Annotated in this window: 21 protein-coding genes; 11 read left to right on the top strand and 10 right to left on the bottom strand. The window is 73.3% G+C overall.

Features of this window, described 5'->3' with window-relative positions; all coding sequences use genetic code 11:
* Positions 1 to 11: 11 nt before the first annotated feature.
* A complete protein-coding gene (locus GXP74_RS34645; RefSeq protein WP_182455192.1) occupies positions 12 to 2216 on the top strand; it encodes a bifunctional glycosyltransferase family 2 protein/CDP-glycerol:glycerophosphate glycerophosphotransferase in 2205 nt (734 codons plus the stop codon).
* A gap of 15 nt (positions 2217 to 2231) precedes the next feature.
* Here the strand turns inward: GXP74_RS34645 and GXP74_RS34640 are convergent, their stop codons facing one another.
* Entirely contained in the window at positions 2232 to 5777 is a 3546-nt protein-coding gene (locus tag GXP74_RS34640; protein ID WP_182455191.1) for a bifunctional glycosyltransferase family 2 protein/CDP-glycerol:glycerophosphate glycerophosphotransferase, read from the bottom strand.
* A gap of 305 nt (positions 5778 to 6082) precedes the next feature.
* Here GXP74_RS34640 and GXP74_RS34635 point away from each other — a divergent pair, with 305 nt between their 5' ends.
* The 5 genes from GXP74_RS34635 (at position 6083) to GXP74_RS34615 (ending at position 10169) form a co-directional block, all read left to right on the top strand.
* On the top strand, positions 6083 to 7168 hold the full coding sequence (locus GXP74_RS34635) for a YihY/virulence factor BrkB family protein (RefSeq protein WP_182455190.1): 1086 nt from the start codon (positions 6083 to 6085) through the stop codon (positions 7166 to 7168).
* Between the two features lie 89 nt (positions 7169 to 7257).
* Positions 7258 to 7953 (top strand): response regulator transcription factor, encoded by a 696-nt coding sequence (locus GXP74_RS34630; protein WP_182455189.1) that lies wholly within the window; start codon positions 7258 to 7260, stop codon positions 7951 to 7953.
* Positions 7950 to 9389 carry a HAMP domain-containing sensor histidine kinase gene (locus tag GXP74_RS34625; protein ID WP_182455188.1) on the top strand — a complete coding sequence of 480 codons (1440 nt, stop codon included), beginning with the start codon at positions 7950 to 7952 and terminating at the stop codon, positions 9387 to 9389. The genes GXP74_RS34630 and GXP74_RS34625 overlap by 4 nt, the downstream gene beginning before the upstream one ends.
* Positions 9390 to 9501: 112 nt before the next feature.
* On the top strand, positions 9502 to 9924 hold the full coding sequence (locus GXP74_RS34620; RefSeq protein WP_182455187.1) for a hypothetical protein: 423 nt from the start codon (positions 9502 to 9504) through the stop codon (positions 9922 to 9924).
* Entirely contained in the window at positions 9921 to 10169 is a 249-nt protein-coding gene (locus GXP74_RS34615; protein WP_182455186.1) for a hypothetical protein, read from the top strand. The genes GXP74_RS34620 and GXP74_RS34615 overlap by 4 nt, the downstream gene beginning before the upstream one ends.
* Positions 10170 to 10188: 19 nt before the next feature.
* On the opposite strand, the gene GXP74_RS34610 is transcribed toward GXP74_RS34615, so the two are convergent.
* Positions 10189 to 11337: a D-alanyl-D-alanine carboxypeptidase family protein gene (locus GXP74_RS34610; RefSeq protein WP_225448400.1), complete on the bottom strand. Its 1149-nt coding sequence runs from the start codon at positions 11335 to 11337 to the stop codon at positions 10189 to 10191.
* 128 nt (positions 11338 to 11465) lie between these two features.
* On the opposite strand from GXP74_RS34610, the gene GXP74_RS34605 reads away from it, so the two are divergent.
* Positions 11466 to 11759 carry an SCO4848 family membrane protein gene (locus tag GXP74_RS34605; RefSeq protein ID WP_182455185.1) on the top strand — a complete coding sequence of 98 codons (294 nt, stop codon included), beginning with the start codon at positions 11466 to 11468 and terminating at the stop codon, positions 11757 to 11759.
* 62 nt (positions 11760 to 11821) lie between these two features.
* On the opposite strand, the gene GXP74_RS34600 is transcribed toward GXP74_RS34605, so the two are convergent.
* The 7 genes from GXP74_RS34600 to GXP74_RS34570 form a co-directional block, all read right to left on the bottom strand.
* A complete protein-coding gene (locus tag GXP74_RS34600) occupies positions 11822 to 12643 on the bottom strand; it encodes a helix-turn-helix transcriptional regulator (RefSeq protein WP_182455184.1) in 822 nt (273 codons plus the stop codon).
* Between the two features lie 168 nt (positions 12644 to 12811).
* Positions 12812 to 13591 carry a succinate dehydrogenase iron-sulfur subunit gene (locus GXP74_RS34595; RefSeq protein ID WP_182455183.1) on the bottom strand — a complete coding sequence of 260 codons (780 nt, stop codon included), beginning with the start codon at positions 13589 to 13591 and terminating at the stop codon, positions 12812 to 12814.
* Entirely contained in the window at positions 13591 to 15345 is a 1755-nt protein-coding gene (gene sdhA, locus GXP74_RS34590) for a succinate dehydrogenase flavoprotein subunit (protein WP_182455182.1), read from the bottom strand. The genes GXP74_RS34595 and sdhA overlap by 1 nt, the downstream gene beginning before the upstream one ends.
* A 28-nt stretch (positions 15346 to 15373) precedes the next feature.
* Positions 15374 to 15829 carry a succinate dehydrogenase hydrophobic membrane anchor subunit gene (locus tag GXP74_RS34585; protein ID WP_182455181.1) on the bottom strand — a complete coding sequence of 152 codons (456 nt, stop codon included), beginning with the start codon at positions 15827 to 15829 and terminating at the stop codon, positions 15374 to 15376.
* Between the two features lie 8 nt (positions 15830 to 15837).
* A complete protein-coding gene (gene sdhC, locus GXP74_RS34580; protein WP_182455180.1) occupies positions 15838 to 16215 on the bottom strand; it encodes a succinate dehydrogenase, cytochrome b556 subunit in 378 nt (125 codons plus the stop codon).
* Positions 16216 to 16488: 273 nt separating this feature from the next.
* Positions 16489 to 16971 carry a 2-oxo-4-hydroxy-4-carboxy-5-ureidoimidazoline decarboxylase gene (locus GXP74_RS34575; protein ID WP_225448399.1) on the bottom strand — a complete coding sequence of 161 codons (483 nt, stop codon included), beginning with the start codon at positions 16969 to 16971 and terminating at the stop codon, positions 16489 to 16491.
* 529 nt (positions 16972 to 17500) lie between these two features.
* Positions 17501 to 18268, bottom strand: coding sequence for an SDR family oxidoreductase (locus tag GXP74_RS34570; protein WP_182455179.1), 768 nt, complete (start codon positions 18266 to 18268; stop codon positions 17501 to 17503).
* A gap of 317 nt (positions 18269 to 18585) precedes the next feature.
* Here GXP74_RS34570 and GXP74_RS34565 point away from each other — a divergent pair, with 317 nt between their 5' ends.
* From GXP74_RS34565 to GXP74_RS34555, 3 genes are all read left to right on the top strand, one after another.
* On the top strand, positions 18586 to 19839 hold the full coding sequence (locus GXP74_RS34565; protein WP_370468503.1) for an amidohydrolase: 1254 nt from the start codon (positions 18586 to 18588) through the stop codon (positions 19837 to 19839).
* Entirely contained in the window at positions 19836 to 20267 is a 432-nt protein-coding gene (locus tag GXP74_RS34560) for a cytidine deaminase (protein ID WP_225448398.1), read from the top strand. Before GXP74_RS34565 ends, GXP74_RS34560 begins: the two co-directional genes overlap by 4 nt.
* A gap of 114 nt (positions 20268 to 20381) precedes the next feature.
* On the top strand, positions 20382 to 21659 hold the full coding sequence (locus GXP74_RS34555) for a thymidine phosphorylase (protein WP_182455178.1): 1278 nt from the start codon (positions 20382 to 20384) through the stop codon (positions 21657 to 21659).
* 21 nt (positions 21660 to 21680) lie between these two features.
* Here GXP74_RS34555 and GXP74_RS34550 read toward each other — a convergent pair whose 3' ends face one another.
* Complete coding sequence (locus GXP74_RS34550; protein WP_182455177.1) at positions 21681 to 23027, bottom strand: MFS transporter; 1347 nt, start codon at positions 23025 to 23027, stop codon at positions 21681 to 21683.
* A 92-nt stretch (positions 23028 to 23119) separates the two neighbouring features.
* Between GXP74_RS34550 and GXP74_RS34545 the strand changes: the two genes are divergently transcribed.
* Complete coding sequence (locus GXP74_RS34545; RefSeq protein WP_182456843.1) at positions 23120 to 24082, top strand: LysR family transcriptional regulator; 963 nt, start codon at positions 23120 to 23122, stop codon at positions 24080 to 24082.
* Positions 24083 to 24191 lie beyond the last annotated feature (109 nt).

Below are 24191 nucleotides of genomic sequence, written 5' to 3'. Positions count from 1 at the left end.
TCTTCCCTGCCATGCCCCGTATCAGCGTCGTCGTTCCCGCGTACCAGGTCCAGGCGTACCTCGGCGAGTGCCTTGACTCAGTTCTGGACCAATCCTTTAGGGATTTCGAACTGATCGGGGTTGACGACCGCTCCCCGGACGGCTGCGGGGAGATCTTCGACGAATACGCCCGGTCGGACGAGCGGGTGCGGGTGCTGCACCTGCCGGAGAACGTCGGCCTGGGCCGGGCCCGCAACGCCGGGATCGACGTCGCCACCGGCGACTACCTGGTCTTCCTGGACAGCGACGACACGCTCACCCCGGGCTCGCTGCAGGCGATCGCGGACCGGCTGGAGCAGACCGGCGACCCGGACGTACTGGTCTACGACTACGCCCGCACCTACTGGGACGGCCGGGTGGTCCGCAGCCGCGACGCCGGGCTGTTCGCCCCGGTCGCCGCCGACGGCGGGGCCCGCCCCGAGGTCTTCACCGTCGCCGAGCGGGAGGAACTGCTCGGGCTGCTGATGGTGGTCTGGAACAAGGCGTACCGGCGCGGCTTCGTGGAGAAGACCGGGCTGCGCTTCCCGGCCGGGTACTACGAGGACACGCCGTGGACCTATCCGTCGATGCTGGCGGCCGGGAGCATGACGGTGCTCGACAAGGTGGTGGTGCACTACCGGCAGCGCCGCCAGGGCGGGAACATCCTGGCCACGGTCAGCCGCAAGCACTTCGACATCTTCGCCCAGTACGACCTGGTCTTCGCGTTCCTGGACGGGCATCCGGAGCTGGAGCGCTGGCGTCCGCTGCTGCACCGGCGGATGGCGGAGCACCTGCGGACCATCGGCAACCACCCGGACCGGGTGCCCCCGGCCGACCGCGCCGAGTTCTTCACCCGGGCGGCCGAGGAGGAGCGGCGGCACCGCCCGGCCGGGGCGGCCGCGGTGGAGCTGGCCGCGGACTGGAAGACCGGCGCCGTCGGCCGGCTGGCCCGGACCGCGAAGCGCACCGCCCGGCAGGCCCAGCCGCAGGTCAAGCGGGCCGTGGCCGGATCGGTGCTGGGGGCCTACCAGCGGGTCCAGCGGCAGCTGCCGCTCGACCCGCGGCTGGCGGTCTTCGGCGCGTACTGGGGCCGGGTGCCCAGCTGCAACCCGGCCGCGATCGAGGTGGCGCTGCGGCGGCTGGCGCCGGAGATCCGCTCGGTCTGGGTGGTGGAGAACAAGCGCCGGGCCGAGGTCCCCGAGGGGCTGACCGTGGTCGGTCCTGGCTCCCGCGGCTACCGCGAGGCGATCTCCCGGGCGAGTTACTTCGTCAACAACGTCAACTTCCCGGACGGCGCCCCGAAGCGCCCGGGCACCGTCCACCTGCAGACGCACCACGGCACCCCGATCAAGCGGATGGGCCTGGACCTGCGCGAGTACCCGGCTGCGGCCGGGGGCCTGGACTTCGCCAAGCTGCTGGAGCGGGTGGACCGCTGGGACTACAGCCTGAGCTCGAACCGCTACTCCACGCTGATCTGGGAGCGGGTCTACCCCTCCTCGTTCCGGACGCTGGAGTACGGCTACCCGCGCAACGACGTCTTCTACGCGGCGACCGCCGACGACGTCGCGGCGGCCCGCGCCGAGCTCGGCGTCGAGCCCGGGCAGACGGTGCTGCTGTACGCGCCGACGCTGCGGGACTACCGGGCGAGCTACCGGCCGCAGCTGGACCTGGAGCGGCTGGCGCGGCGGCTCGGCCCCGGCTACGTGCTGCTGAACCGGGGCCACTACCTCTACGACGAGGACTCCTCCTTCGGCGCGGGCGGCGGCGGGCGGGTGCTGGACGTGTCCCGGCACCCCTCGGTGGAGCGGCTGGCGCTGGCGGCGGACGCGCTGGTCACCGACTACTCCTCGCTGATGTTCGACTACGCCAACCTGGACCGGCCGATCGTGGTCTTCGCCGACGACTGGGAGGTCTACCAGCAGACCCGGGGCGTCTACCTGGACCTGTTCTCCGGCCGTCCGGGACAGGCCCCGGGCCCGGCGGTGCGCACCGAGGACGAGCTGGCCGAGCTGTTCCGCTCCGGCGAGTGGGACGGCCCGGAGGCCGCCGGGCTGCGGCGGGCCTTCCGGGAGCGGTTCTGCGCCTTCGACGACGGCCGGGCGGCGGAGCGGGTGGTCCGCACGGTCTTCCTCGGCGAGCGGGAGCCGCTGCCGTTCACCCCGCTCGCCGACCGCACCCCGGCGCCCCGACCGGTCTAGGACCGGCCCCGAGGGCTACGGCTGGGACCGGCTCGCGGCGGCCAGTTCCAGCATCCGGTCGACCGTCCTGACCGCGGCCCGGCCGTCGTCCAGGTCGCAGAAGGTGCCCCGGAACCAGCGGTAGGCGTCGTGGTACGGGGCGGTGGCCCGGTCCGGGTCGCGCAGCGCGCGGACCAGCTCGGCCGAGGTCCGCAGCAGCGGTCCCGGCGCGCGCCGCTCGAAGTCGAGGTAGAAGCCGCCGCCGGCCTCGCGGAACCGCTCCAGGTCGTGGCCGAAGAACAGCATCGGCTTGCGGGTGATCGCGAAGTCGAACATCAGCGAGGAGTAGTCGGTGACCAGGACGTCCGCGGCGAGCAGCAGTTCGGCGGTGTCCGGGTAGGCCGAGACGTCCCGGACGAAGTCGTCGTCCGCGCCCGGGACCGCCTCCACCACCCGGCTGTGGCCGCGCACCAGCAGCACCTGGTCCGCGGCCAGCTCGCGGCGGGCGTGCTCCAGGTCGATCCGCAGGTCCAGCGCGTAGCCGCCCTGGTGCCTGGCCAGGTGTTCGCGCCAGGTCGGCGCGTACAGCACCACCCGCTTCCCCTCCGGCAGCCGCAGCGCGCGCCGCACCCGCTCGGTGGTCTTGCCCCGGTCGGGCGAGCAGAGCGCGTCGTTGCGCGGGTAGCCGGACTCCAGGATCTCGCCGTCGTAGCCGAACGCCCGGCGCAGGATCGGCGTGCTGAAGCGGTTGGGGGAGAGCAGCAGGCTCCACTGCCGGACCTCCCGCTCCAGGTCCTCCAGGTAGCCGGAGCCGGCGGCGGGCCGGTCGCGGCCGATCCGCCGGAGCGGGGTGCCGTGCCAGGTCTGCACGATCACCTGGCCCTCGCGCCGTTCGAGCCACGGCGGCAGGTGGGTGTTGCCGACCACGAAGCGGCAGCGGCCCAGCGCCCGGTACCACTCGGGGCTGCGCACCGGTACCGCGGTGGCCGTTGCCGGGAGGTCGACCTGGCCGTCGCGGACCACCCACAGGTGCTCCAACGAGGCTCCCCGGCGCACCAGTTCCTCGTGCACAGCGCGCGGCGAGTCACCGAAGTGCTTGCCGCCGAAGTCGTCGTAGAGCACCGCGTCGAGCAGCAGGCGGCGGCGGGCGGCCGGGTAGTCGACGGTGCGCAGGCGGCGCTGCCGGTAGCCGCTTCCGGTTGCGGCGTCCAGGGTGTGATGCACCGTCAGTCGGAGCTGGTCGTAGCCGGAGCGGTCCAGAGTCATCCGGGCGCCCTTGACCGTGGTCTCCGCCGGGACCAGGTAGTGGGCGCGGGAGGCGAGTTGCAGCGGCAGCGGTTCGGCGCAGCCCGGCCAGTCGGTCACCGCCAGCGTCCAACTGCCGGGCGCCAGGGGCACGTCACCGGCGTAGGAGGCCTCGGCGGCGCCGCGCAGCCGGGCGGTGAAGTGGCCGTCGACCGCCTCGACCCGCTGGTGCTGCCGCTCGCCGCTCCAGTCGCGGGTGAGCTCCAGCCGCAGCTGCCGCCGCCCGGTCAGCGGCAGCCGTCCGGCCAGGGTGAAGCCGCCGCCGTCGGGCAGTGCCGCCAGGTACTCGACCAGCGGGCGCGGGAGTTGGCGGCAGACCTGGAGGTAGCCCCGGGGTGAGCGCTTGACGTGCAGCACCCGCGGACCGGCGGTGGGGTCGGGCGGCAGCTGGTACTGCACGCTGTCCGGGCTCTCCCGCTCGTCCAGCACCAGTGGCAGCAGCACCCCTTCGGGGAGCAGCAGTTGGCAGTCCCAGAGCAGTTCCGGATCGGTCCCGGGCAGCAGGTCCGGGCGCAGCAGGAGGTGGAACTGCCGCGACGGGCCCAGGGGTTGGTCGAGTCGCAGCGGCAGGTCCAGCGGCGGTTCGGCGGGGGCGTCCGGGCGGCGCAGCCGGATCCAGGCGTGTTCGGCGGCGCGGCCCCGGGGGTCGGTCAGCGAGCCGGTCAGCTCGATGCCGTCGGCCAGCGCCACCGCGCCGCGCACCCGCGCCCGGACCCGCTCGACGTCGAGGTACAGGTGCTCGTCCCGGAGCCGCGGGACCACCCGGACGTCCCGGTCCACCCAGTACGGCGAGGGGTGCTGGGCACTGCCCGCGCCGGTGGCCCGGATCCGCTCGCGGCGCAGCCTGCCGCCGCCGGGCAGCAGCACGGTGGCCCGCCAACTGCCCTCGCGCCACTGGCCGCGGTGCCGCAGTCGGCGCGGGTCGAGCCGGGCGGTGAAGCCCGCCCAGTCGTAGGAGCGCAGCGACTGGCCGGACTCGGCGGTGGCGTTCGCCCCGCTGACGGTCCGGGTCGGCAGCAGCAGGGTCCGGCGTCCGCCGGTCTCCCGGAGCAGTACCGCCTTGGGTGATCCGGCCCGGCGTTCCGCGCCCAGGTGCCTGGTCCACGCCCTTCCGGTGAGCTGGAGCTGCCCGTCGCGCCAGGCGGTGGCGTCCAGCCTGGTCTCCACGGTGAGCTCGCGGCCGACCCGGACCACGTCCGCCGGGACGGCCGGGCGCTCGCGCAGGAACGGGTAGTCGGCGCGGCGGCCGAGCAGTCCGCGCACCGGGATCGCGAAGCCGAACTCCTCCTCGTAGCCGAGCAGGTCGAGCAGTTCCTCCAGGCGTCCGGCGGCGGTCAGGTAGAGCTTCAGCCGGGTGGGCTCCGGGCAGGCGCGGAGCGCGGTGTGGCCCATCCGCCGCAGCAGGGCGCCGACTTCCTCCAGGTAGGTGCGGTGGAACGCCGGGTCGGCCCGCCGCAGCACCTTGAGGAACAGGTGCAGCTCCTCGTTGGTGACGTTGTCCTGGTAGAGCCGCAGGTGCTCCTCGGCCTCCGGGCCCGGGCGGGCGCCGAGGTAGTCCAGCACCAGGCCGATGGAGGCGATCCGGTCGCGCAGGCCCTGGCAGTCGTTGCGGCGCTGGGTGATCGACGGGGTTCCGCCCTCCCGTTCGCGCCAGTTGTAGACCGGGGTGCTGAGCACGTCCACGCTGTCGGCGGCGAAGTGCGCGGGGATGGTCACCGGGGCGTCCTCGTAGAGCATGCCCTCGGGGTAGCGGAACCGGTGCTGGTCCCAGAAGGTGCGCCGGTAGACCTTGTTCCAGGCGGTGCGGTCGGTGACCAGCTCCGGCAGCCGGGTGATGTGGGTGCGCAGCTCGGTCCGGGCGAAGGGCTTGCGGTGGATCGGCGACGGCACCGCGCCGACCGCGCGGAAGCGCGTCACGTGCCCGGCGGCGAAGTCGGAGCCGGTCTCGTCCAGGGTGTCGACCAGCAGCCGGTAGGCGTCGGGCGGCAGGGTGTCGTCACTGTCGAGGAAGGCCAGGTACTCGCTTCCGGCGGCGATCCGCAGCAGTCCCGCGTTGCGTGCCGCGCCGAGCCCCTCGTTCGGCTGCCGGTACAGCCGGAACCGCCGGTCGCGGGCGGTGAAGGACTCGGCGATCTCCGGGCTGCGGTCGGTGGACCCGTCGTCGATCAGGACCACGTCGAAGTCCTCGAAGGTCTGTTCCCTGAGCGAGTCCAGGCACTCCCGCAGGTAGGGCTCGACGTTGTGGACGGGGACGACGACGGAGAGTCGGGATTCCATGGGCGACTGCGGGCCTTCCTGGCTGTCGGGTCTTCGGTCGAGGGCTTAATTGGCATAAACATGACAATCAGAAAGCCGGAACGGGTGGACGCTCGGTGCGGGGTTGAAGGGCGGACGGGCGGGGCACCCGTGCGTGTGACCGATCCGCCCGGCGTCAGCGGGGCGGGGCCGACCGCGCGGAAACGGACCTATAGTCGGGTACCGCCCATATTCGCCCAGAGGTGACACATCCCGCCCATGATGCCCCGTCAGCCCCCGTTGTCGGTCGTTCCGACACGGACACCCACCCGTGGAGCCGCGCCGGTATGGACTGGTTGACCCGACTGCCGCTGATCGGACCGCTCGCCGCCCGGGTGCTGCGCTCGCGCCCCTACCGGGTGTACGAGCACTTCAACGACGTGGGTGCGAACCAGCTCGCGGGCGCGGTCACCTTCTTCGGCTTCCTGGCGATGTTCCCGCTGCTCACCGCCGCGATGGCGGTCGCCGTCGGCACCCTGAGCGCCACCCAGGTGCAGCACCTGAAGGATCGGATCGCGGACCAGGTGCCCGCCCTGTCCCAGTCGCTCGACCTGGACGGGCTGGTGCGCAACGCCGCGACGGTCGGCCTGGTCAGCGGCCTGCTGCTGGTGGTGTCCGGGCTCGGCTGGGTGAACACCACCCGGGTGTCGATCCGCACGGTGTGGCGGCTGCCGGTCGAACCGGGCAACGCGTTGCTGCGCAAACTGCTGGACGTCGGGGTGCTGCTGGGGCTCGGCCTGGTGGCGCTGGTGTCCATCGGCGCCTCCGCCTTCGCCAGCGCGCTGACCGGGCAGGTCGCCCGCTGGGCCGGACTCCAGCACTCGGCCGTCGGGCACTACCTGCTCCCGGCGGCGGCCTTCCTGATCGCGGTCGGCTCCGACACGCTGCTCTTCGCGTACCTGCTGGTGGGCCTGCCCCGGATCAGCGGGCAGCGGACGCTGCCGGTGTTCCAGGGCGCGGTGATGGGCGCGGTCGGCTTCGAACTGCTGAAGCAGCTGCTCTCGGCCTACCTCAGCAACGTCGCCCGGAAGAGCACCTACGGCGCCTTCGGCACCCCGATCGCGCTGCTGCTGTGGATCAACTTCATCTGCCGCTGGCTGTTCTACTGCGCCTCCTGGACGGCCACCGCCGACCCGGAGGCCGAGCTCAGCCGGGGCCGCGACCGCGCGCGCGAGGCCTGGCTCGCGGCGGGGGGCGACCCCACCGGCCCGGCCGAACCCGGCCCGGCCACCGGCTCGTCGCCCGCCGCCGTCGCGCTGCCCGCCGTCGCGCGGCCCGCCGACCGGGCCCGGCGGCTGGCTCTGGCCGTCGCCTTCGGCGGCGGCGCGCTCGCCCGCGACCTCGCCGGACGCCTGCTCGCCCGCCGCCGCTGACCGCCCGCGCGCCCCCCGGTACCCGCGCCCGCCCTTACCTGCGTCTGCGAGGCTGCGTGACGACGGTGGAGCCGAAGCAGGTGAGGGCCATGGCGGAGCGGCACGGCAGGGTACTGGTGGTCGACGACGACGCGGCGATCCGGCGGTCGCTGGAGCGCGGGCTGCGCCTCAGCGGCTTCGCGGTGACCCTCGCCGAGGGCGGGCTGCAGGCGCTCGCCGCGCACGAGCAGGCGCCGCCGGACGTGCTGGTGCTCGACGTCTCCATGCCCGACCTGCCCGGGACCGAGGTCTGCCGACGGCTCCGGGCCGCCGGGGACGAGACCCCGGTGCTGATGCTGTCCGCGCTCGACCAGCTCGACGACCGGCTGGCCGGGCTACAGGCCGGGGCCGACGACTACCTGGTCAAGCCGTTCGCGTTGCAGGAGCTGGTGCTGCGGCTGCACGCGCTGCTGCGGCGCAGGCCGCCGCGGACCGGCGAGCCGCTGCGGGTCGACGGGCTGACCGTGGACCCGCGGACCCGCGAGGTCAGCTACCAGGGGCAGCCGGTGGAGCTCACCCGCCGCGAGTACGAGCTGCTGGAGGTGCTCACCCGGAACGCCGGGATCGTGCTCAGCCGCGACCAGCTGCTGGAACGGGTCTGGGGCTACGACTTCGACGTCCGCACCGACGTGGTCGACACCTTCGTCAGCTATCTGCGCCGCAAGCTGGAGGCGGGCGGACGGCCGCGGCTGGTGCGGACCGTGCGCGGGGTCGGCTTCGTGCTGCGCGGCGGCGGTCCCCGATGAGACTGTCCACCAGGATCGCCCTGGTCACCACCGCCCTGGTACCGGTACTGGTGCTGCTGTCCGGGCTGCTGCTGCTCGGCCTGGTCAGCCGGGACCTGCACGCCGGACAGGACGCCCAGCTGCGGCAGCGCACCGCCGCCGCGCTGCCGGACGCCCGGGTGCTGCTGCGCGCCGCCGACACCGGACACCAGCGGCAGGAGGCCAACCAGCAGCACCGGATCATCTCGGTCGCGCTGGACGTCGGCGTCCGGCTGACCGCCACCGACGGGACGGTGGTGATCAGCGAGGGCGGCCAGCCCGCCCCGGACGTCGTGCTGCCGACGGCCACCGGGAACCCGGTCACCCTCCACGGCGGCGGCACCTGGCGGGCCCTCGGCCAGTCGGTCGCCGCCGCCGACGGGCAGCGGGCCGGGACGCTGTGGCTGTTCTCGCCCGCCTCCGCGGTGCGTACCGAGGTGGCCTCGGTACGCGGCCGGATCGTGCTGGTCGCGCTGATCGCCGCGCCGATCGGCGGCCTGCTCGCGTTCGGGATCGCCGAGCGCGCCGTCCGGCCGCTGCGGCAGCTCCAGCGCCGCACCAGCGGCCTGGACCCGGACGACCCGGCCACCCGGCTCGAACACCGGCCGACCCGGGTGGCCGAGGTGGACGACCTCGCGCGGACCCTGCAGTCGGTACTGGAACGCTACGACGAGCAGGCCGCCCGTACCGGCGAGGCGCTGGAGACCGCCCGGGCCTTCGCCGCCTCCGCCTCGCACGAGCTGCGCACCCCGCTGATGAGCATGCGCACCAACCTGGACGTCCTGGCCCACCCCGGCCTCACCGCGCCGGACCGCGCCGAGGTACTGGACGACCTGCAGGCCGAGCACGCCCGGCTGCTCGGACTGCTCACCGCGCTGCGCTCGCTGGCCCAGGGCGACCTGGTCCAGGCCGACGCCTTCACCCGGGTCGACCTCGCCGAACTGGTCGAGGCCGCGGTCGCCGACGTCCGGCGGCGGGCGCCGCGGGCCGCGGTCACGGTCAGCTCCCCGGCGTCGCTGCCGCTGCCCGGCTGGGAGCCGGGACTGCGCATGCTGGTGGACAACCTGCTGAGCAACGCCCTGGTCCACGGCACCGGGCCGGGCCGGTCGCCACGGCTCGCGGTCAGCCTCGGCCGGGACGGCGGCCAGGCGCTGCTCACCGTGGACGACACCGGCCCCGGGGTGCCGCCCGACCAGCGGCAGGCGGTGTTCGCCCGGTTCCGGCGCGGCCCGGACAGCCCGGGATCCGGGCTCGGGCTCACCCTGGTCGCCCAGCAGGTGGCGCTGCACGTCGGCACGGTGCGGATCACCGACCCGCCGTCCGGACAGGGCGCCCGGGTCGAGGTCCGGCTGCCGCTCGCCGCCGACCGCTCCGCCACCGCCACCCTGGCGCTGCGCCGGGACTGGCTCAGCGGCTGACCGGGCCCGGGCCCGGACGCTCGGGCTGGCCACAAGGTTTCCACAAAGAGGCTTCCTAGCCTTGGTCCCGGACGGGGCGTCAACTGCGCCCCGACGATCAGGAGGAGGCTCCATGTCCATCCGACGCACCGCTGTCGTCCCGGGTCTCGTCGCGCTCGCGCTGGCGGGGTCGCTGCTCGGTACGAGCGCCCCCGCGTTCGCCGCCACCGGCACCCCGGCGGCGAGCGGCAGCCCGGCGGCCGGCCCGAAGTCCGACGGGGCGCACGGCATCTGCCTGCGCGCCGGGCGGGTGGAGAAGCGGATCGTCCGCGACCTCGACCGGCTCAACGGCCCGGCCACCGAGACCGGCTCGATCGCCCGGCTCTCCAAGCGCGTCCAGGACGCCCAGAGCGCCGGTCACGCGGCCATCGAGAAGTACCTGCAGGACCGGTTGACCTACCGTCAGTCGCTGCTGCCGACGCTCACCCAGCGGCAGAGCGACCTGGCCTCGGTCAACACCTGGTGCGCCGCCAACGGCGAGGGCAAGGGCCTGTGATCCGGCGTACCGGCGCGCTGCTGCTGGCGGGCTGCGCGGCGGCGGTTGGGCTCGGGCTCACCGGCTGCTCCGGCAGCGGTGGTTCCACCGCCGCGCCGGGGAGCACGCAGCCCGCGAGCACCCGGCCCGCGGCCGGGGCGACCACCGCCTCCGGCAGCGTCGCCCAGCAGATGGCGCAGAAGGTGAGCGCGGCCGAGAGCGCCGCCGACGCCGCCGACTCGGACGCGGCGACCGACCCGAAGTGACCCGCCCGCCGTCCGGGCCTCAGCCCGCCCGGCGGCGTCGGCGCAGCAGCAGCACCGCGCCGCCGGCGACGGCCAGTCCGATCGCCCCGCAGGCCACCGACCAGCTGAGGGCTCCCGGGGCGTTGCCCGCGTCGGACGCGGTCAGCGCCCCGACGGTGGCCGCCGGGCGCTTGGCGGCGGCGGTCACCCGGTGCGTCCCGGCCACCGCGACCACCGGGTTCAGCGAGCCGACCGGGCGCACCCGGCCGTCCGCGGTGAAGCCCCAGTCGAGCAGCTCCCTGGCCTCGGTGTAGACCGCGTTGTAGGCGCCGCTCTGCGGGTTCATCACGGTCACCAGGATCGTCCGGCCGCCCCGCCGGGCGGCCACGACCAGGGTGTTCCCGGCGTTGGTGGTGTAGCCGTTCTTCACCCCGATCAGCCCCGGGTAGTGGCCGACGCCGTCGATGCCGGAGAGCAGCCGGTCGGTGTTGTCGATCTCGAAGGGCCTGCTCCTGGTGCCAGTACCGCCGGGGAACTCCGCCGCGGCGGTGGAGCAGTAGCGGGCGAAGTCGGGGTTGCGCAGCCCGTCCCTGGCGAACAGGCTCAGGTCGTACGCCGAGGAGACCTGGCCCGGCTCGTCGTAGCCGTCCGGGGTCACCACCCGGGTGTCGTCGGCGCCCAGCGCCACCGCCCGCGCCTGCATCTGGGACACCGTCGCCGCGACCCCGCCGTTCATCGCCGCCAGCACGTGCACGGCGTCGTTGCCGGACCGCAGGAAGACGCCCAGCCACAGGTCCGACACCTTGTAGGTCTGCCCGGACACCACCCCGACCTGGCTGCTGCCCTGGCCCATCCCGGCCAGGTCGGCGTCGCTGACCCGGTGGGTCAACCAGTCCGGCAGCTTCGGCAGCACGGTGTCCGCGAACAGCGTCTTCAGCGTGCTGGCCGGAGGCAGCCGCCAGTGCGCGTTCCGCGCCGCCAGTACCTGGCCGGTGCCGTTGTCGGAGACGATCCAGGACAGTGCCGACAGCCCGGCGGGCAGCGCCGGGGCGCCCGGCAGCGGGTCCACCTGGACGCCGGAGCGGCCGAGCGCCGCACCGCCGACGGTGGACATGACGGCCGGGGGCCGGGCGACCGGCGCGGCGGAGGCGGCGGGCAGGCAGCCGACGTTGGCCGCGACGGCGGTCACGGCGCAGAGGGGTACTGCCGTCCATACGAGACGATTGTCGAGACGCACGAACCGACGGTACCCGATCGATCCCGGCCCTCACCGGACCCGACCGAAGTCCCCCCGGTTAGCCCTCTCATACTGGGGGAATGAAACTGAGCCGCCGCGCCTCCTGGTTCCTGACCGCCTTCGGTGTCTGGTCGATCTGGATCTGGGTGACGTTCTTCAAGAACCTGTGGGCCGACGGCGAGGGCCTGGCCTTCGTCCACGGCGACCACTCCCGCCCCACCGCGTACTTCTGGATCCACGCCACGCTCGCGCTGGCCTCGCTGGTCCTGGGCGTGCTGGTCGGCTGGATCGGGGTGCGGGCGCTGCGCGCCGCCCGGACCGCCGCGGTCGAGGTGCCGGAGCAGCGGGTCCCGGTCGAGGCCGACCGCCCCTGAGCCCTGAGCCCTGAGCCCTGAGCCCTGAGCCGTGAGCCCTGCGCCCGGGTTCCGGGCCGGGGTCAGCCGTGCAGCGCGCGGGCGGTGGCGGCGATCAGCGCCACCGAGTCGTCCGGCGGCAGGGCCATCGCGGTGAGCAGGTCGTAGGTGCGCAGGGCGGCCTTCACGTCGATCGGGTCGGCCAGGATCTGCCCCTGCCGGAAGCCGTCCACATAGAGCACGTCCGGTCCCTCGTCCAGGGTCATCGCGGTGAACGGACCGGCGGACCCGGCGTGTCCGCCGACCGAGTAGGGCACCACCTGGATCACCGTGCCCGGCGACTCGGCGGCGGCGACCAGCCGCTCCAGCTGCCCCCGCATCACCGCGCGGGAGCCGACGTGACGGCGCAGCACGTTCTCGTCCAGCACCACCCACAGCTCCGGCGGCGGCTGCCGGTCGAGTACCCGCTGCCGCTCCCGGAGCGCGGCCAGCAGCTCCTCCGCCACCGCCCGGTCCGGCCGGGAGGGGGCCAGCACCGCCCGGGCGTACGCCTCGGTCTGCAGCAGCCCGGGCACCACCTGCACCTGGAACGAGCGGATCGCGCTGGCCGCCGTCTCCAGCTCCACCCAGGGCCGGAACCAGGCCGGGTAGGCGTATCTGACGACCAGTTTCCACAGCCGCTGGAAGTGGTCGCCGGTGCCGAAGCGCTCGTCGCAGAGCGCCGACAGCTCGAAGGAGGGCAGCCGCTTGGTCGCCTCGACCTTGTTCAGCAGCGACGGCGACATGTGCGCCAGCCGGGCCAGCTCCGCCTGGGGCAGGCCGATCCGCTCCCGGGCCCGGCGCAGGTCCGTCGCATAGAACGAGAGCACCGACCCGGTCGGGTCCAGCTCCGCCGCGTAGCCCACCAGCGCACCCCTCCACCTCGACGACCCGTCGTCGCATCCGCCCGCTTCGAGACTAGCCGGACCGGGTGACACCAGGCGTACGGAAAGTGATATTCGGCCGAGCGCAAGGCGAAGGCCCGCCGTCCGGTTCCACGGGACGACGGGCCTTGGCCTGCTGCGGGGGAGAGCTCAGAAGCGGCGGGTGACCAGCGCCCGCTTGACCTCCTGGATCGCCTTGGTGACCTCGATGCCGCGCGGGCAGGCGTCGGTGCAGTTGAAGGTGGTGCGGCAGCGCCACACGCCCTCGCGGTCGTTCAGGATCTCCAGCCGCTGCTCCCCGCCCTCGTCGCGCGAGTCGAAGATGAAGCGGTGGGCGTTGACGATGGCCGCCGGGCCGAAGTACTGGCCGTCGTTCCAGAACACCGGGCAGGAGGTGGTGCAGGCGGCGCAGAGGATGCACTTGGTGGTGTCCTCGAAGCGCTGCACGTCCTCCTCCGACTGGATCCGCTCCCGGGTGGGGGCGTTGCCGGTGGTGATCAGGAACGGCATCACGTCGCGGTAGGCCTGGAAGAACGGGTCCATGTCGACGACCAGGTCCTTCAGGACCGTGAGGCCCTTGATGGGCTCGATCGTGATCGGCTTCTCCGGGTTGACGTCCTTGATCAGCGTCTTGCAGGCCAGCCGGTTCTTGCCGTTGATCCGCATGGCGTCCGAGCCGCAGACCCCGTGGGCGCAGGAGCGCCGGTAGGTCAGCGTGCCGTCCTGCTCCCACTTGACCGTGTTGATCGCGTCCAGGACGCGGATCTTCGGGTCGACGGTGAGCTGGTAGTCCACCCACACCGCGTCCGGGTGCTCCTCCGGGTTGAACCGGCGGATCCGGAGGGTGACGGTGACCAGTTCGACCTTGCCGGACTCGGCGGCGTCGAGCCCCGCGGAGTGGTGCGGTGAGTCGATCGTGGGGGTGCTCATCAGTACTTACGCTCCATCGGCTGGTAGCGGGTCACCACGACCGGCTTGTAGTCCAGGCGGATGCTGTCCTTGCCGTCAGCGTCCACCTCGCGGTACGCCATGGTGTGCTGCATGAAGTTGACGTCGTCGCGGGTCGGGTAGTCCTCGCGGAAGTGACCGCCGCGGGACTCCTTGCGGGCCAGCCCGGAGACCGCGGTGACCTCGGCCAGGTCGAGCAGGTTGCCCAGCTCCACGGCCTCCAGCAGGTCGGTGTTGTAGCGCTTGCCCTTGTCCATCACCGAGATGTGCTTGTACCGCTCCTGGAGCGCGTGGATGTCGGCCACGGCCTGCTTGAGCGTCGACTCGGTGCGGTAGACCATCGAGTTGGTGTCCATGGTCTGCTGCAACTCGCTGCGGATGTCCGACACCCGCTCGGTGCCGCTGCCGTTGCGGATCCGCTCCAGCTGCTCGACCACCCGCGCGGCCGGGTCCTCGGGGAGGTCCACGTAGTCGGCGGTGGCGGCGTACTCGGCGGCGGCGATGCCGGCCCGGCGTCCGAAGACGTTGATGTCGAGCAGCGAGTTGGTGCCGAGCCGGTTGGCGCCGTGCACCGACACGCAGGCGACCTCACCGGCGGCGTACAGGCCGGGGACGACGGTGTCGTTGTCCTTCAGCACCTCGCCCTGGACGTTGGTGGGGATGCCGCCCATGGCGTAGTGCGCGGTGGGCTGGATCGGGATCGGGTCCGTGTAGGGCTCGATGCCGAGGTAGGTCCGCGCGAACTCGGTGATGTCCGGGAGCTTGGCGTCCAGCTGCTCCGGCGGCAGGTGGGTCAGGTCCAGGTAGACGTGGTCGCCGTCGAGGCCGCAGCCCCGGCCCTCGCGGATCTCGGTGTAGATCGCGCGGGAGACCACGTCGCGGGAGGCGAGGTCCTTCATCACGGGGGCGTACTTCTCCATGAAGCGCTCGCCGTGCTTGTTGCGCAGGATGCCGCCCTCGCCGCGGGCGCCCTCGGTGAGCAGGATGCCCATCCGCCAGATGCCCGTCGGGTGGAACTGGAAGAACTCCATGTCCTCCAGCGGCAGGCCGCGCCGGAACGCGGCGGCCTGGCCGTCACCGGTCAGCGTGTGCGCGTTGGAGGTGACCTTGAAGAACTTGCCGTTGCCGCCGGAGGCGAAGATCACCGACTTCGCCTGGAAGACGTGGATCTCGCCGGTGGCCAGCTCGTAGGCCACCACGCCGGAGGTCCGGGTCTGCCCGTCGACCTCGCTGAGCAGCAGGTCCAGCACGTAGAACTCGTTGAAGAACTCCACGCCCTCCTTGACGCAGTTCTGGTACAGCGTCTGGAGGATCATGTGACCGGTGCGGTCGGCGGCATAGCAGGAGCGGCGCACGGCGGCCTGGCCGTGGTCGCGGGTGTGCCCGCCGAACCGGCGCTGGTCGATCCGGCCCTCGGGGGTCCGGTTGAACGGGAGGCCCATCTTCTCCAGGTCGAGGACGGCGTCGATGGCCTCCTTCGCCAGGATCTCGGCGGCGTCCTGGTCGACCAGGTAGTCACCGCCCTTGACGGTGTCGAAGGTGTGCCACTCCCAGTTGTCCTCCTCGACGTTGGCCAGGGCGGCAGCCATGCCGCCCTGGGCCGCGCCGGTGTGGGACCGGGTGGGGTAGAGCTTGGTCAGCACGGCGGTGCGGCTGCGCTTGGTCGACTCGATGGCCGCGCGCATACCGGCGCCGCCGGCGCCGACGATGACGGTGTCGTACTTGTGTACCTGCATGTCTGTTGGCTGCCTCGTCCGTCCGCGCTCAGCTGATTGTCGGGTCGAAGGTGAAGATGACCAGGGTGCCCAGCAGCACGGTGAAGACCGTGGCGGTCACCAGCAGGACCTTCAACCAGAACCGGGTCGTCTCGCGCTCCGCGTAGTCGTTGATGACCGTGCGCATGCCGTTCGCGCCGTGGAGCATCGCCAGCCACAGCATCAGCAGGTCCCAGAACTGCCAGAACGGCGAGGCCCAGCGACCGGCGACGAAGGCGAAGCTGACCTTCGACACGCCGCCGTCCAGCAGCAGCTGGATGATCAGGTGGCCGAGGACCAGGAACACCAGCACGATGCCGGACAGGCGCATGAACAGCCACGCCAGCATCTCGAAGTTGGTCCGCGACTTGCGCCCGGTCCGCTTGGTGCGGGTCCGCGGCGGCTCGATCAGGAAGGCGCTCGGGTCGCCTGCGTCGGTGAGCTCGATGTTGGTGTCGATAGCCATTTCTCGCCTCACCCGAACCACGTGCGGAGGGTCACGCGCAGGATCGGGTAGAACGCACCCGCCATGAGCAGAACCCAGAGGGTCACCACCGACCACAGCATCTGCCGCTGGTACTTCGGGCCCTTGGCCCAGAAGTCCACCGCGATGACCCGCAGGCCGTTCAGCGCGTGGAACAGGATGGCGGCGGTGAGGCCGTACTCCATCAGGTTGACGGGCCAGGTCTTGTACGTCGCGATGACGCTGTTGTAGGCGTTGGGGGAGACGCGCACAAGAGCGGTGTCGAGGACGTGGGCGAACAGGAAGAAGAAGATGAGGACACCGGTGACTCGATGAGCCACCCACGACCACATGCCTTCCCGGCCGCGGTACAGCGTTCCAGCCGGCACGGAAAACCCTCCGGAAGCGGGGCGGGGGCTCGTCCGGCATCAGCGTCGGTCGGCCCGGCCGGGTATGGTCCACCGGCCCTCGCCATCGTAGCCACGCCCGGCCCCCCGCAGCCCGTCGGGGGTCTACCGTGTGAACAAACAGCCTCGTGCGGCCTAACCGGGACCGCCCCTGTGTCAATTCCCGGGCTGCCGACACCCCCGATTCTGGCGTGATTCCTACTCAATCCGGACATGGGGCACAGGGGCGCTGTGGCCGAAATCACCCCTGTCGTCTCACGTTGCCGCCGAGGCGTGAGACGCGACCAGGTGTTCCAGGCGACTCAGCGCGATCCGGCGCAACTCCTCGGCGGTGGTGCTGCGCTCGTCGTCGTGGTCGCCGGCGAGCCGCTGGCGCAGGCTGACCAGCACCCGGTCCAGCATCTCCTCCGGCGGGCAGTCGTCCAGCGAGACCACGAACACGTGGCCGAAGCGCGCCTCGTAGGCGGCGTGGGCCGCCCGCAGCGCGGTGTGCGCCGCGGCGCTGCCGGGGGCCCGTACCCCGAGCAGCGGCTGCGGCATGCAGCTCTCGTCCGCCAGGGCCTCGGTGAGATCGGCGAAGGACATGTCGTAGGACGCCTCACTGGCCGCGGCCAGTAGCGACGAGGTGTCGGGGTAGGGCCGGTGCGCGGCCAGCCGGAGCGCCCAGCGGCGGCTGCCGCAGCATGCCAGCAGGGCTTCCTCGGCGGCGCCGGGGGTGGCCTCGTTCAGTCTCTGCAACCCGGATGACGCGGCTTCCGGCTGCGCCGGAATGTCACTGGCCAGGGGGTCCTCCTCGGTGGACGGTTGCAGGAAGGGGTTCGGCGCGGCGACGGTAGTGCATCGTGCGTGCGTTTCGCCGTGGACCCGGCCCTGCGGTGCGACGGCTGCGACGGCGGTGGGACGCGAGCGGTTCCGTGGTGCGGGAGGTGCGGTGCCTGGGGTTGACGGCTCCGGAAGCGTGCGGGGGCGTTCTGCGCCAAGGCAGGACGAGCCTGGGGGACTTCCGTGCCCAGCACAAGGATTCACTCGAATTGGCTATCAAGTCGAGACGCTTGCAGCCGAATGATGAGACGGCTTCGCGGAGGTGAAGCGGAGGGGGTGCCGTCCCCTCCGCCGCACCGGTCCGCGCCGTTGCCTTCGCCCGGGTTCGCCCCGGAATCGCCCGGCCCGGCGTCCGGCCCGGCGTCCGGCCCGGCCCTGGTCCGTTGCCGGGCACCCGTTGCCCGTTGCCCGTTGCCCTTTGCCCGGAGCGGGGGCTGTCGGCCGGTCAGCTCTCGCGGTGCACCTTGTGCGCGGCCGCCTGCGCGCGCGGACGGACCACCAGCAGGTCCACGTTGACGTGCGCCGGGCGGGTGACCGTCCAGGCGATGGTGTCGGCCACGTCCTGCGCCGTCAGCGGCTCGGCCACGCCCGCGTACACGGCCGCCGCCGCGTCGCTGTCGCCGCCGAGGCGGTTGAGCGCGAACTCCTCGGTGCGCACCATGCCCGGGGCGATCTCGATCACCCGGATCGGCTGGCCCACCAGCTCCAGCCGCAGCGTCCCGGCGATGGCGTGCTCACCGGCCTTCGCCGCGACGTAGCCGCCGCCGCCCTCGTAGGGGACGAACGCGGCGGTGGAGGAGAGCACCACCACCGTGCCGTCGCCGCTCGCCCGCAGCGCCGGCAGCAGGGCCTGCGTCACGTGCAGCACCCCGAGCACGTTCACCTCGTACATCCGCAGCCAGTCGGCCGGGTCGCCGCCCTCCACGCTGGCCGCGCCGAACGCCCCGCCGGCGTTGTTGACCAGGACGTCCACCCGCTCCAGCGAGGCCGCGAAGGCGTCCACGGCGGGGCGGTCGGTGACGTCCAGGGTGTGCGTGCTCGCCCGGCCCCCGGCGGCCGTGATCTCCTTGGCCAGGGCCTCGATCCGCTCGGTCCGCCGGGCGACCAGCGCCACGGTGTAACCCTCGTCGGCAAGCCGCCGCGCGGTGGCGGCGCCGATCCCGCTGCTGGCGCCGGTGACCACGGCGACCCTGTCTGTGAAACGACCCGACATCTGTGCTGCTCCTCCGGTCTCGGACCAACTGCCGAGAGCATGGTAGGCAGACCGGGAGGGCCGTTCGGGTACTGATCGGTGAGCCCGAGGCCGGGACCGGGGCGAGGGTGACCTGGATCACGTCGAACCGGCCGTGTCCTGTGCCGCCGATCGTCGTTGGCCGGTTGTCCGATGGCCGGAACAGGGAGGACGGTGACGGAATGTCATACCCATCAATGGCCGGGCCATGCGCCGTGCGGGCTACTTCCGCCCCGTTCGGCCCAGCTTTTTCCGCCGATCCGCTGCCTGGCGCGGCGGTCAGCCGTAGCCTTGTCGGGGTGAGCCATCCAGTTGACCTTCCGCCTGTTCCGGCCGTCCCCTTCGACCGGGGCGGCTTCGACCGCGCCGCGCTGGTGCTGGAGCACCTGCCGGAGCTCATCGAGATCCGCCGCGACCTGCACATGCACCCGGAGCTCGGACGGCAGGAGGTCCGCACCACGGCGCTGCTCAGGGCCCGGCTGGAGCAGGCCGGTCTGACGCCCCGGGTGCTGCCCGGCGGCACCGGCCTGATCTGCGACATCGTCCCCGAGGGCAGTCCCGGGGGAGCGCCGCTGACCGCCTTCAGGGCCGACATCGACGCGCTGCCGATCGACGACGCCAAGCCCGCGAGCGTGCCCTACCGCTCCACCGTGCCCGGGCGGGCCCACGCCTGCGGGCACGACGTGCACACGGTGGTGCTGCTGGGCCTGGGCCTGGTACTGGCGCGGGCGGCGGCGGCCGGGGCGCTGCCGGGTCCGGTCCGGCTGCTGTTCCAGCCCGCGGAGGAGATCATGCCCGGCGGCGCGCTGGACGTGATCGCGGCCGGGGGCCTGGAGGGCGTGAGCCGGATCTACGCGGTGCACTGCGACCCCAAGGTCGACGTGGGCCGGATCGGCCTCAAGGTCGGCGCGATCACCTCCGCCTGCGACCGGCTGACCCTGGACCTGGACGGCCCCGGCGGCCACACCGCCCGCCCGCACCTGACCACGGACCTGGTGACCGCCATCGCCAAGATGGCGGTCGAGCTGCCCGGCATCCTCAGCCGCCGGATGGACCCGCGCTGGGGGGTCAGCCTGGTCTGGGGCCGGATCGCCAGCGGCTCGGTGGCCAACGCCATCCCGCAGCACGCGGAACTGGAGGGCACCGTACGCTGCCTGGAGCTCGCGGGCTGGCGGGAGGCCCCCGGCGCGCTGGAGGAGCTGGTCGCCCAGATCGCCGAGACGCACCGGGCGAAGTGGGTGCTCGACTACCACCGGGGCGTGCCGCCGGTGGTCAACGAGGCGGAGTCGGTGCGGCTGATCGCCGAGGCGATGGAGCGCAACGTCGGCCCCGACGGGGTGGAGAGCACCGAGCAGAGCCTCGGCGGCGAGGACTTCTCCTGGTACCTGGAGCAGGTCCCGGGAGCGCTGGCCCGACTCGGCGTCCGCCCGGTCGGCGACACTACCTCCCGCGATCTGCACCAGGGCAGCTTCGACGTGGACGAGGACGCGATCGGCGTCGGCGTCGGCCTGTTCGCCGAGCTCGCGCTGGGCGTCGCCGGGGGCGCGGCGTGACCGGTCAGCGGTGGAGCGTCGACGACGCGGGCACGACCGACGTCGGCGCGATCGACTGGGAGGCCCTGCGTGAGGCGGCGCGGACGGCCATGTCCCGCGCGTACGCCCCGTACTCCCACTACCCGGTGGGCGCGGCGGCGCTGGTGGACGACGGGCGCACGGTCAGCGGCTGCAACGTCGAGAACGCCTCCTTCGGGCTGACCCTGTGCGCCGAGTGCGGGCTGGTCTCGGCCCTGCACGCCGGTGGCGGCGGCCGACTGGTCGCCTTCACCTGCTGCGACCGGGACGGCGCGCCGCTGATGCCCTGCGGGCGCTGCCGTCAGCTGCTGTGGGAGCACGGCGGCCCGGAGCTGCTGGTGGAGTCCGTCTCCGGGATCCGCCCACTGGCGGAGCTGCTGCCCGACGCCTTCGGCCCGGAGCGGCTGTAACGGGGCTGCTGTAGCGGGGCGGTCGTGACGGGGCGGCGGTGACGGGTTCCGTCGGCGGATGTGACGCGCGTAGAGTTGCCCGGCGTAGTCGCTCACCCCGCTGAGGAGCCATTCATGGACGCCGTCTCCGTCATCCGCGCCAAGCGTGACCGGATCGAACTGACCGACGCTCAGATCGACTGGGTGGTCGACGCCTACACCCGGGGCGAGGTCGCGGACGAGCAGATGTCGGCGCTGGCCATGGCGATCCTGCTGAACGGGATGACCCCGCGCGAGACCAGCCGCTGGACGGCGGCGATGATCCGCACCGGCGACCGGATGGACTTCTCCTCGCTGCCGCTGCCCACCTCCGACAAGCACTCCACCGGCGGCGTCGGCGACAAGACCACGCTGCCGCTGGCGCCGCTGGTCGCCGCCTGCGGTGCGGCCGTGCCGCAGCTCTCCGGGCGCGGCCTCGGCCACACCGGCGGCACCCTGGACAAGCTGGAGTCCATCCCCGGCTGGCGGGCCCGGCTCAGCGGCGAGGAGATGCTGCGGGTGCTGCGCGAGACCGGGGCGGTGATCTGCGCGGCCGGGGACGGCCTGGCCCCGGCCGACCGCAAGCTCTACGCGCTGCGCGACGTCACCGGGACGGTCGAGTCGATCCCGCTGATCGCCAGTTCGATCATGTCCAAGAAGATCGCCGAGGGCACCGGCGCGCTGGTGCTCGACGTCAAGGTCGGCACCGGGGCGTTCATGAAGTCGCTGGAGCAGGCCCGGGAGCTGGCCCGGACCATGGTCGGCCTGGGCACCGCGGCCGGGGTGAACACGGTCGCGCTGCTCACCGGCATGTCCACCCCGCTCGGCCTGACGGCGGGCAACGCGCTGGAGGTCCGCGAGTCGGTGGAGGTGCTGGCCGGGGGCGGCCCGGCGGACCTGGTCGAGCTGACCCTGGCTCTGGCCAGGGAGATGCTGGCCGCCGCCGGGGTGCACGGCAAGGACCCGGAGACCGCCCTCAAGGACGGCTCGGCGATGGACCACTGGCGGCGGATGATCACCGCCCAGGGCGGCGAGGTGGACGCGCCGCTGCCGGTGGCCCGCGAGCGGCACACGGTCACCGCCACCGCCACCGGCGTGCTCACCGCGCTGGACGCCTACGCGGTCGGCGTCGCCGCCTGGCGGCTCGGGGCGGGCCGGGCCCGCAAGGAGGACCCGGTGCAGCCCGGCGCCGGGGTGGAGCTGCACGCCAAGCCGGGTGCCTCGGTGACGGCGGGCCAGCCGCTGCTCACCCTGCACACGGACACCCCGGAGCGCTTCGACTACGCGCTGGAGGCGCTGACCGGCGGGGTGGTCATCGCCCCGCCGGGCACCGCCCACACCCCCGAGCCGCTGATCCTGGACCGGATCGCCTGAGCCCCGCCCCGGCCAGGGGGCTCAGCGGGCGGTGGCCAGCACCCGGCCGCGGCGGGCGCCGCCGCGGGCCCGGGCGGTCGCGTACAGGGTGATCGCCGCGGCCGCCGCCATCGCCGCCAGGCCGACCAGGACGGTGCCGTTCCAGCCGTCCGCGTGGTAGGCGTCGGCGCCGAGCGTGCCGCCGAGGCTGTTGCCCAGGTAGTAGGCGGCCAGGTACAGCGCCGAGGCCTGGGCGCGGCCGTGGGTGGCGGTGCGGCCGACCGAGGCCGAGGCCACGCAGTGCCCGGTGAAGAAGCCCGCGGTGATCAGCACCAGGCCGAGCAGCGCGGTGCCCAGCGAGTCGGGCAGGGTCAGCAGCAGCCCGGCCGCGGTGGTCCCGATCGCCAGGTAGAGGGTGCCCCGGCGGCCGAAGCGGCCGGTGACCCGGGCGGACAGGGCGGAGGCGAAGGTGCCGACGACGTAGACCGCGAAGATCGAGCTGGCCAGCCCCTGGGAGAGGTCGAACGGCGCGGCGACCAGCCGGTACCCCATCACCGTGTAGACCGCGCCGAAGACCGTCATGAACAGCAGGCCGAGCACGAACAGCCGGTCCAGCAGCGGGTTGCGCAGCTGCGCGCCGACGGTGCGCAGCAGCGCCCTCGGGTTGATCGGTCCGGGACGGAAGTTCCGGGCCCGGGGGATCAGCGCCCGGAAGGCGATCGCGCAGAGCAGCGAGAGCACCGCCACCGAGGCCAGCCCCCAGCGCCAGCCGAAGGAGCCGGCGACGATGCCGGAGACCAGCCGCCCGCTCATGCCGCCGATGCTGTTGCCCGCGACGTACAGGCCCATGGCCGAGGCCAGCGCCGAGGGGTGGACCTCCTCCGCGAGGTAGGCCATCGCGGTCGCGGGCAGTCCGGCCAGGGCCACGCCCTGGAGCGCCCGCAGCGCGGTCAGCACGGTGAGGTCCGGGGCGAACGGGATGACCAGGGCCAGGGCGACGGCGGCGAACACCGAGGCGGTCATCACCGCGGTCCGGCCGAACTTCTCGGACAGCGCGCTGACCGGCAGCACCGCCAGCGCCAGGCCGATCGCGGCGGCGGACACGGTGAGGCTGGCCTGCGCCGGGGTCAGCCGGAGCGAGGCGGAGAGCGCGGGCAGCAGCGCCTGGGTGGAGTAGAGCAGCAGGAAGGTCGCCAGCCCGGCCCCGAACAGGGCGAGCTGGGTGCGCCGCAGCCCCCGGCTGCCGGGGCGGTGGCGGGTGTCGGTGTCGACCGGGGTGGTGACGGAGGCGGCGGCGGAGTCGGGTGCGGAGGCGGCGGCGGGGGCCGCGGGCAGGGTCGGGAAACCCGGCTGCTGCTCGTCGGATGCCCCTCTGGTGACAGCAGGCATACCGAAAACGTAGATCCGTGCCGCTGATGCGTCCAATGCATGATTAGCGGATAATTCATGCGGTGAGGAATGAACACAGGTCAGTGCGGGGTCTGCAACAGCGTCGAGACGCGGATGTCACAGCACTGTCGACCGCCGAGCTCGCGCCGGGGACCCCGGCGGTACTGCTGGCGCCGCCGCTCGCGCAGTTCGCCGCCGTCGCCAGGCTGGAGCATGTGACCCGCGCCGCAGCCGAGTTGGGCATGCCGCAGCCGACCCTCAGCCGGGCCGTGGCGCGGCTGGAGGCGGAACTGGGGGTGGCCCTGCTGGCGCGCGAGGGCCGGACGGTGCGGCTGACCCGGGCCGGGGAGATCTTCCGTGCGGCGGTCGAGCGGGCGCTGGCCGAGGTGGAGCGCGGCGCGGAGGCGGCCCGGGCGGAGGCCGACCCGGTGGGCGGCCGGGTCGCGTTCGGGTTCCAGCACACCATGGGCTCGGAGACGGTGCCGATGCTGCTGCGGGGGTTCCGGGTGGGCCATCCCCGGGTGCGGTTCCAGCTGGTCCAGGAGTACACCGACTCGATGCTGCAACGGCTGCGCGAGGGCGAGCTCGACCTGTGCCTGGTGTCCCCGCGCCCGGACGGGCCCGAGCTGACCTCGCGGCGGCTCGGCGAGCAGCGGCTGCGGCTGGTGGTCCCGGCCGAGCACCGGCTGGCCGGGCGGCAGCGGGTGCGGCTGGGCGAGGTCTCCGGCGACGCGTTCGTGATGCTGGCGCCCGGGTACGGGCTGCGCCGGATCGCCGACGCGCTGTGCGCCGAGGCGGGGTTCACCCCCCGGGTCTCCTTCGAGGGGGAGGAGGCGGAGACGCTGCGCGGGCTGGTGGCGGCCGGGCTCGGGGTGGCCGTGCTGCCTCCGGCCACCGCGCCCCGCCCGGAGCTGACCGAGCTGGGGCTGAGCTCGGCGGGGGCCCGCCGGGAGCTGGCACTGGTGTGGGTGACCGGGCGCCCGCTCACCCCGCCGGTGGAGGCGTTCCGCGCCTACGTGCTGTCGGTGCGCGACCAGTTGCCGCTGCACAGCTGAGGCGGTGGGGACAGGTGAGCGGGCCGGGCGGTCGGGTCATCCGAACAGGGGACGGCGATTTGGGCGACCCCGGGCCGGATGGATACGTTGGGCAGCTAGTTGGGCACAC

The sequence above is a fragment of the Streptacidiphilus sp. P02-A3a genome (genome assembly GCF_014084105.1).
Taxonomy (GTDB): Bacteria; Actinomycetota; Actinomycetes; order Streptomycetales; family Streptomycetaceae; genus Streptacidiphilus.
This window is presented reverse-complemented; position numbering and strand designations above follow the sequence as displayed.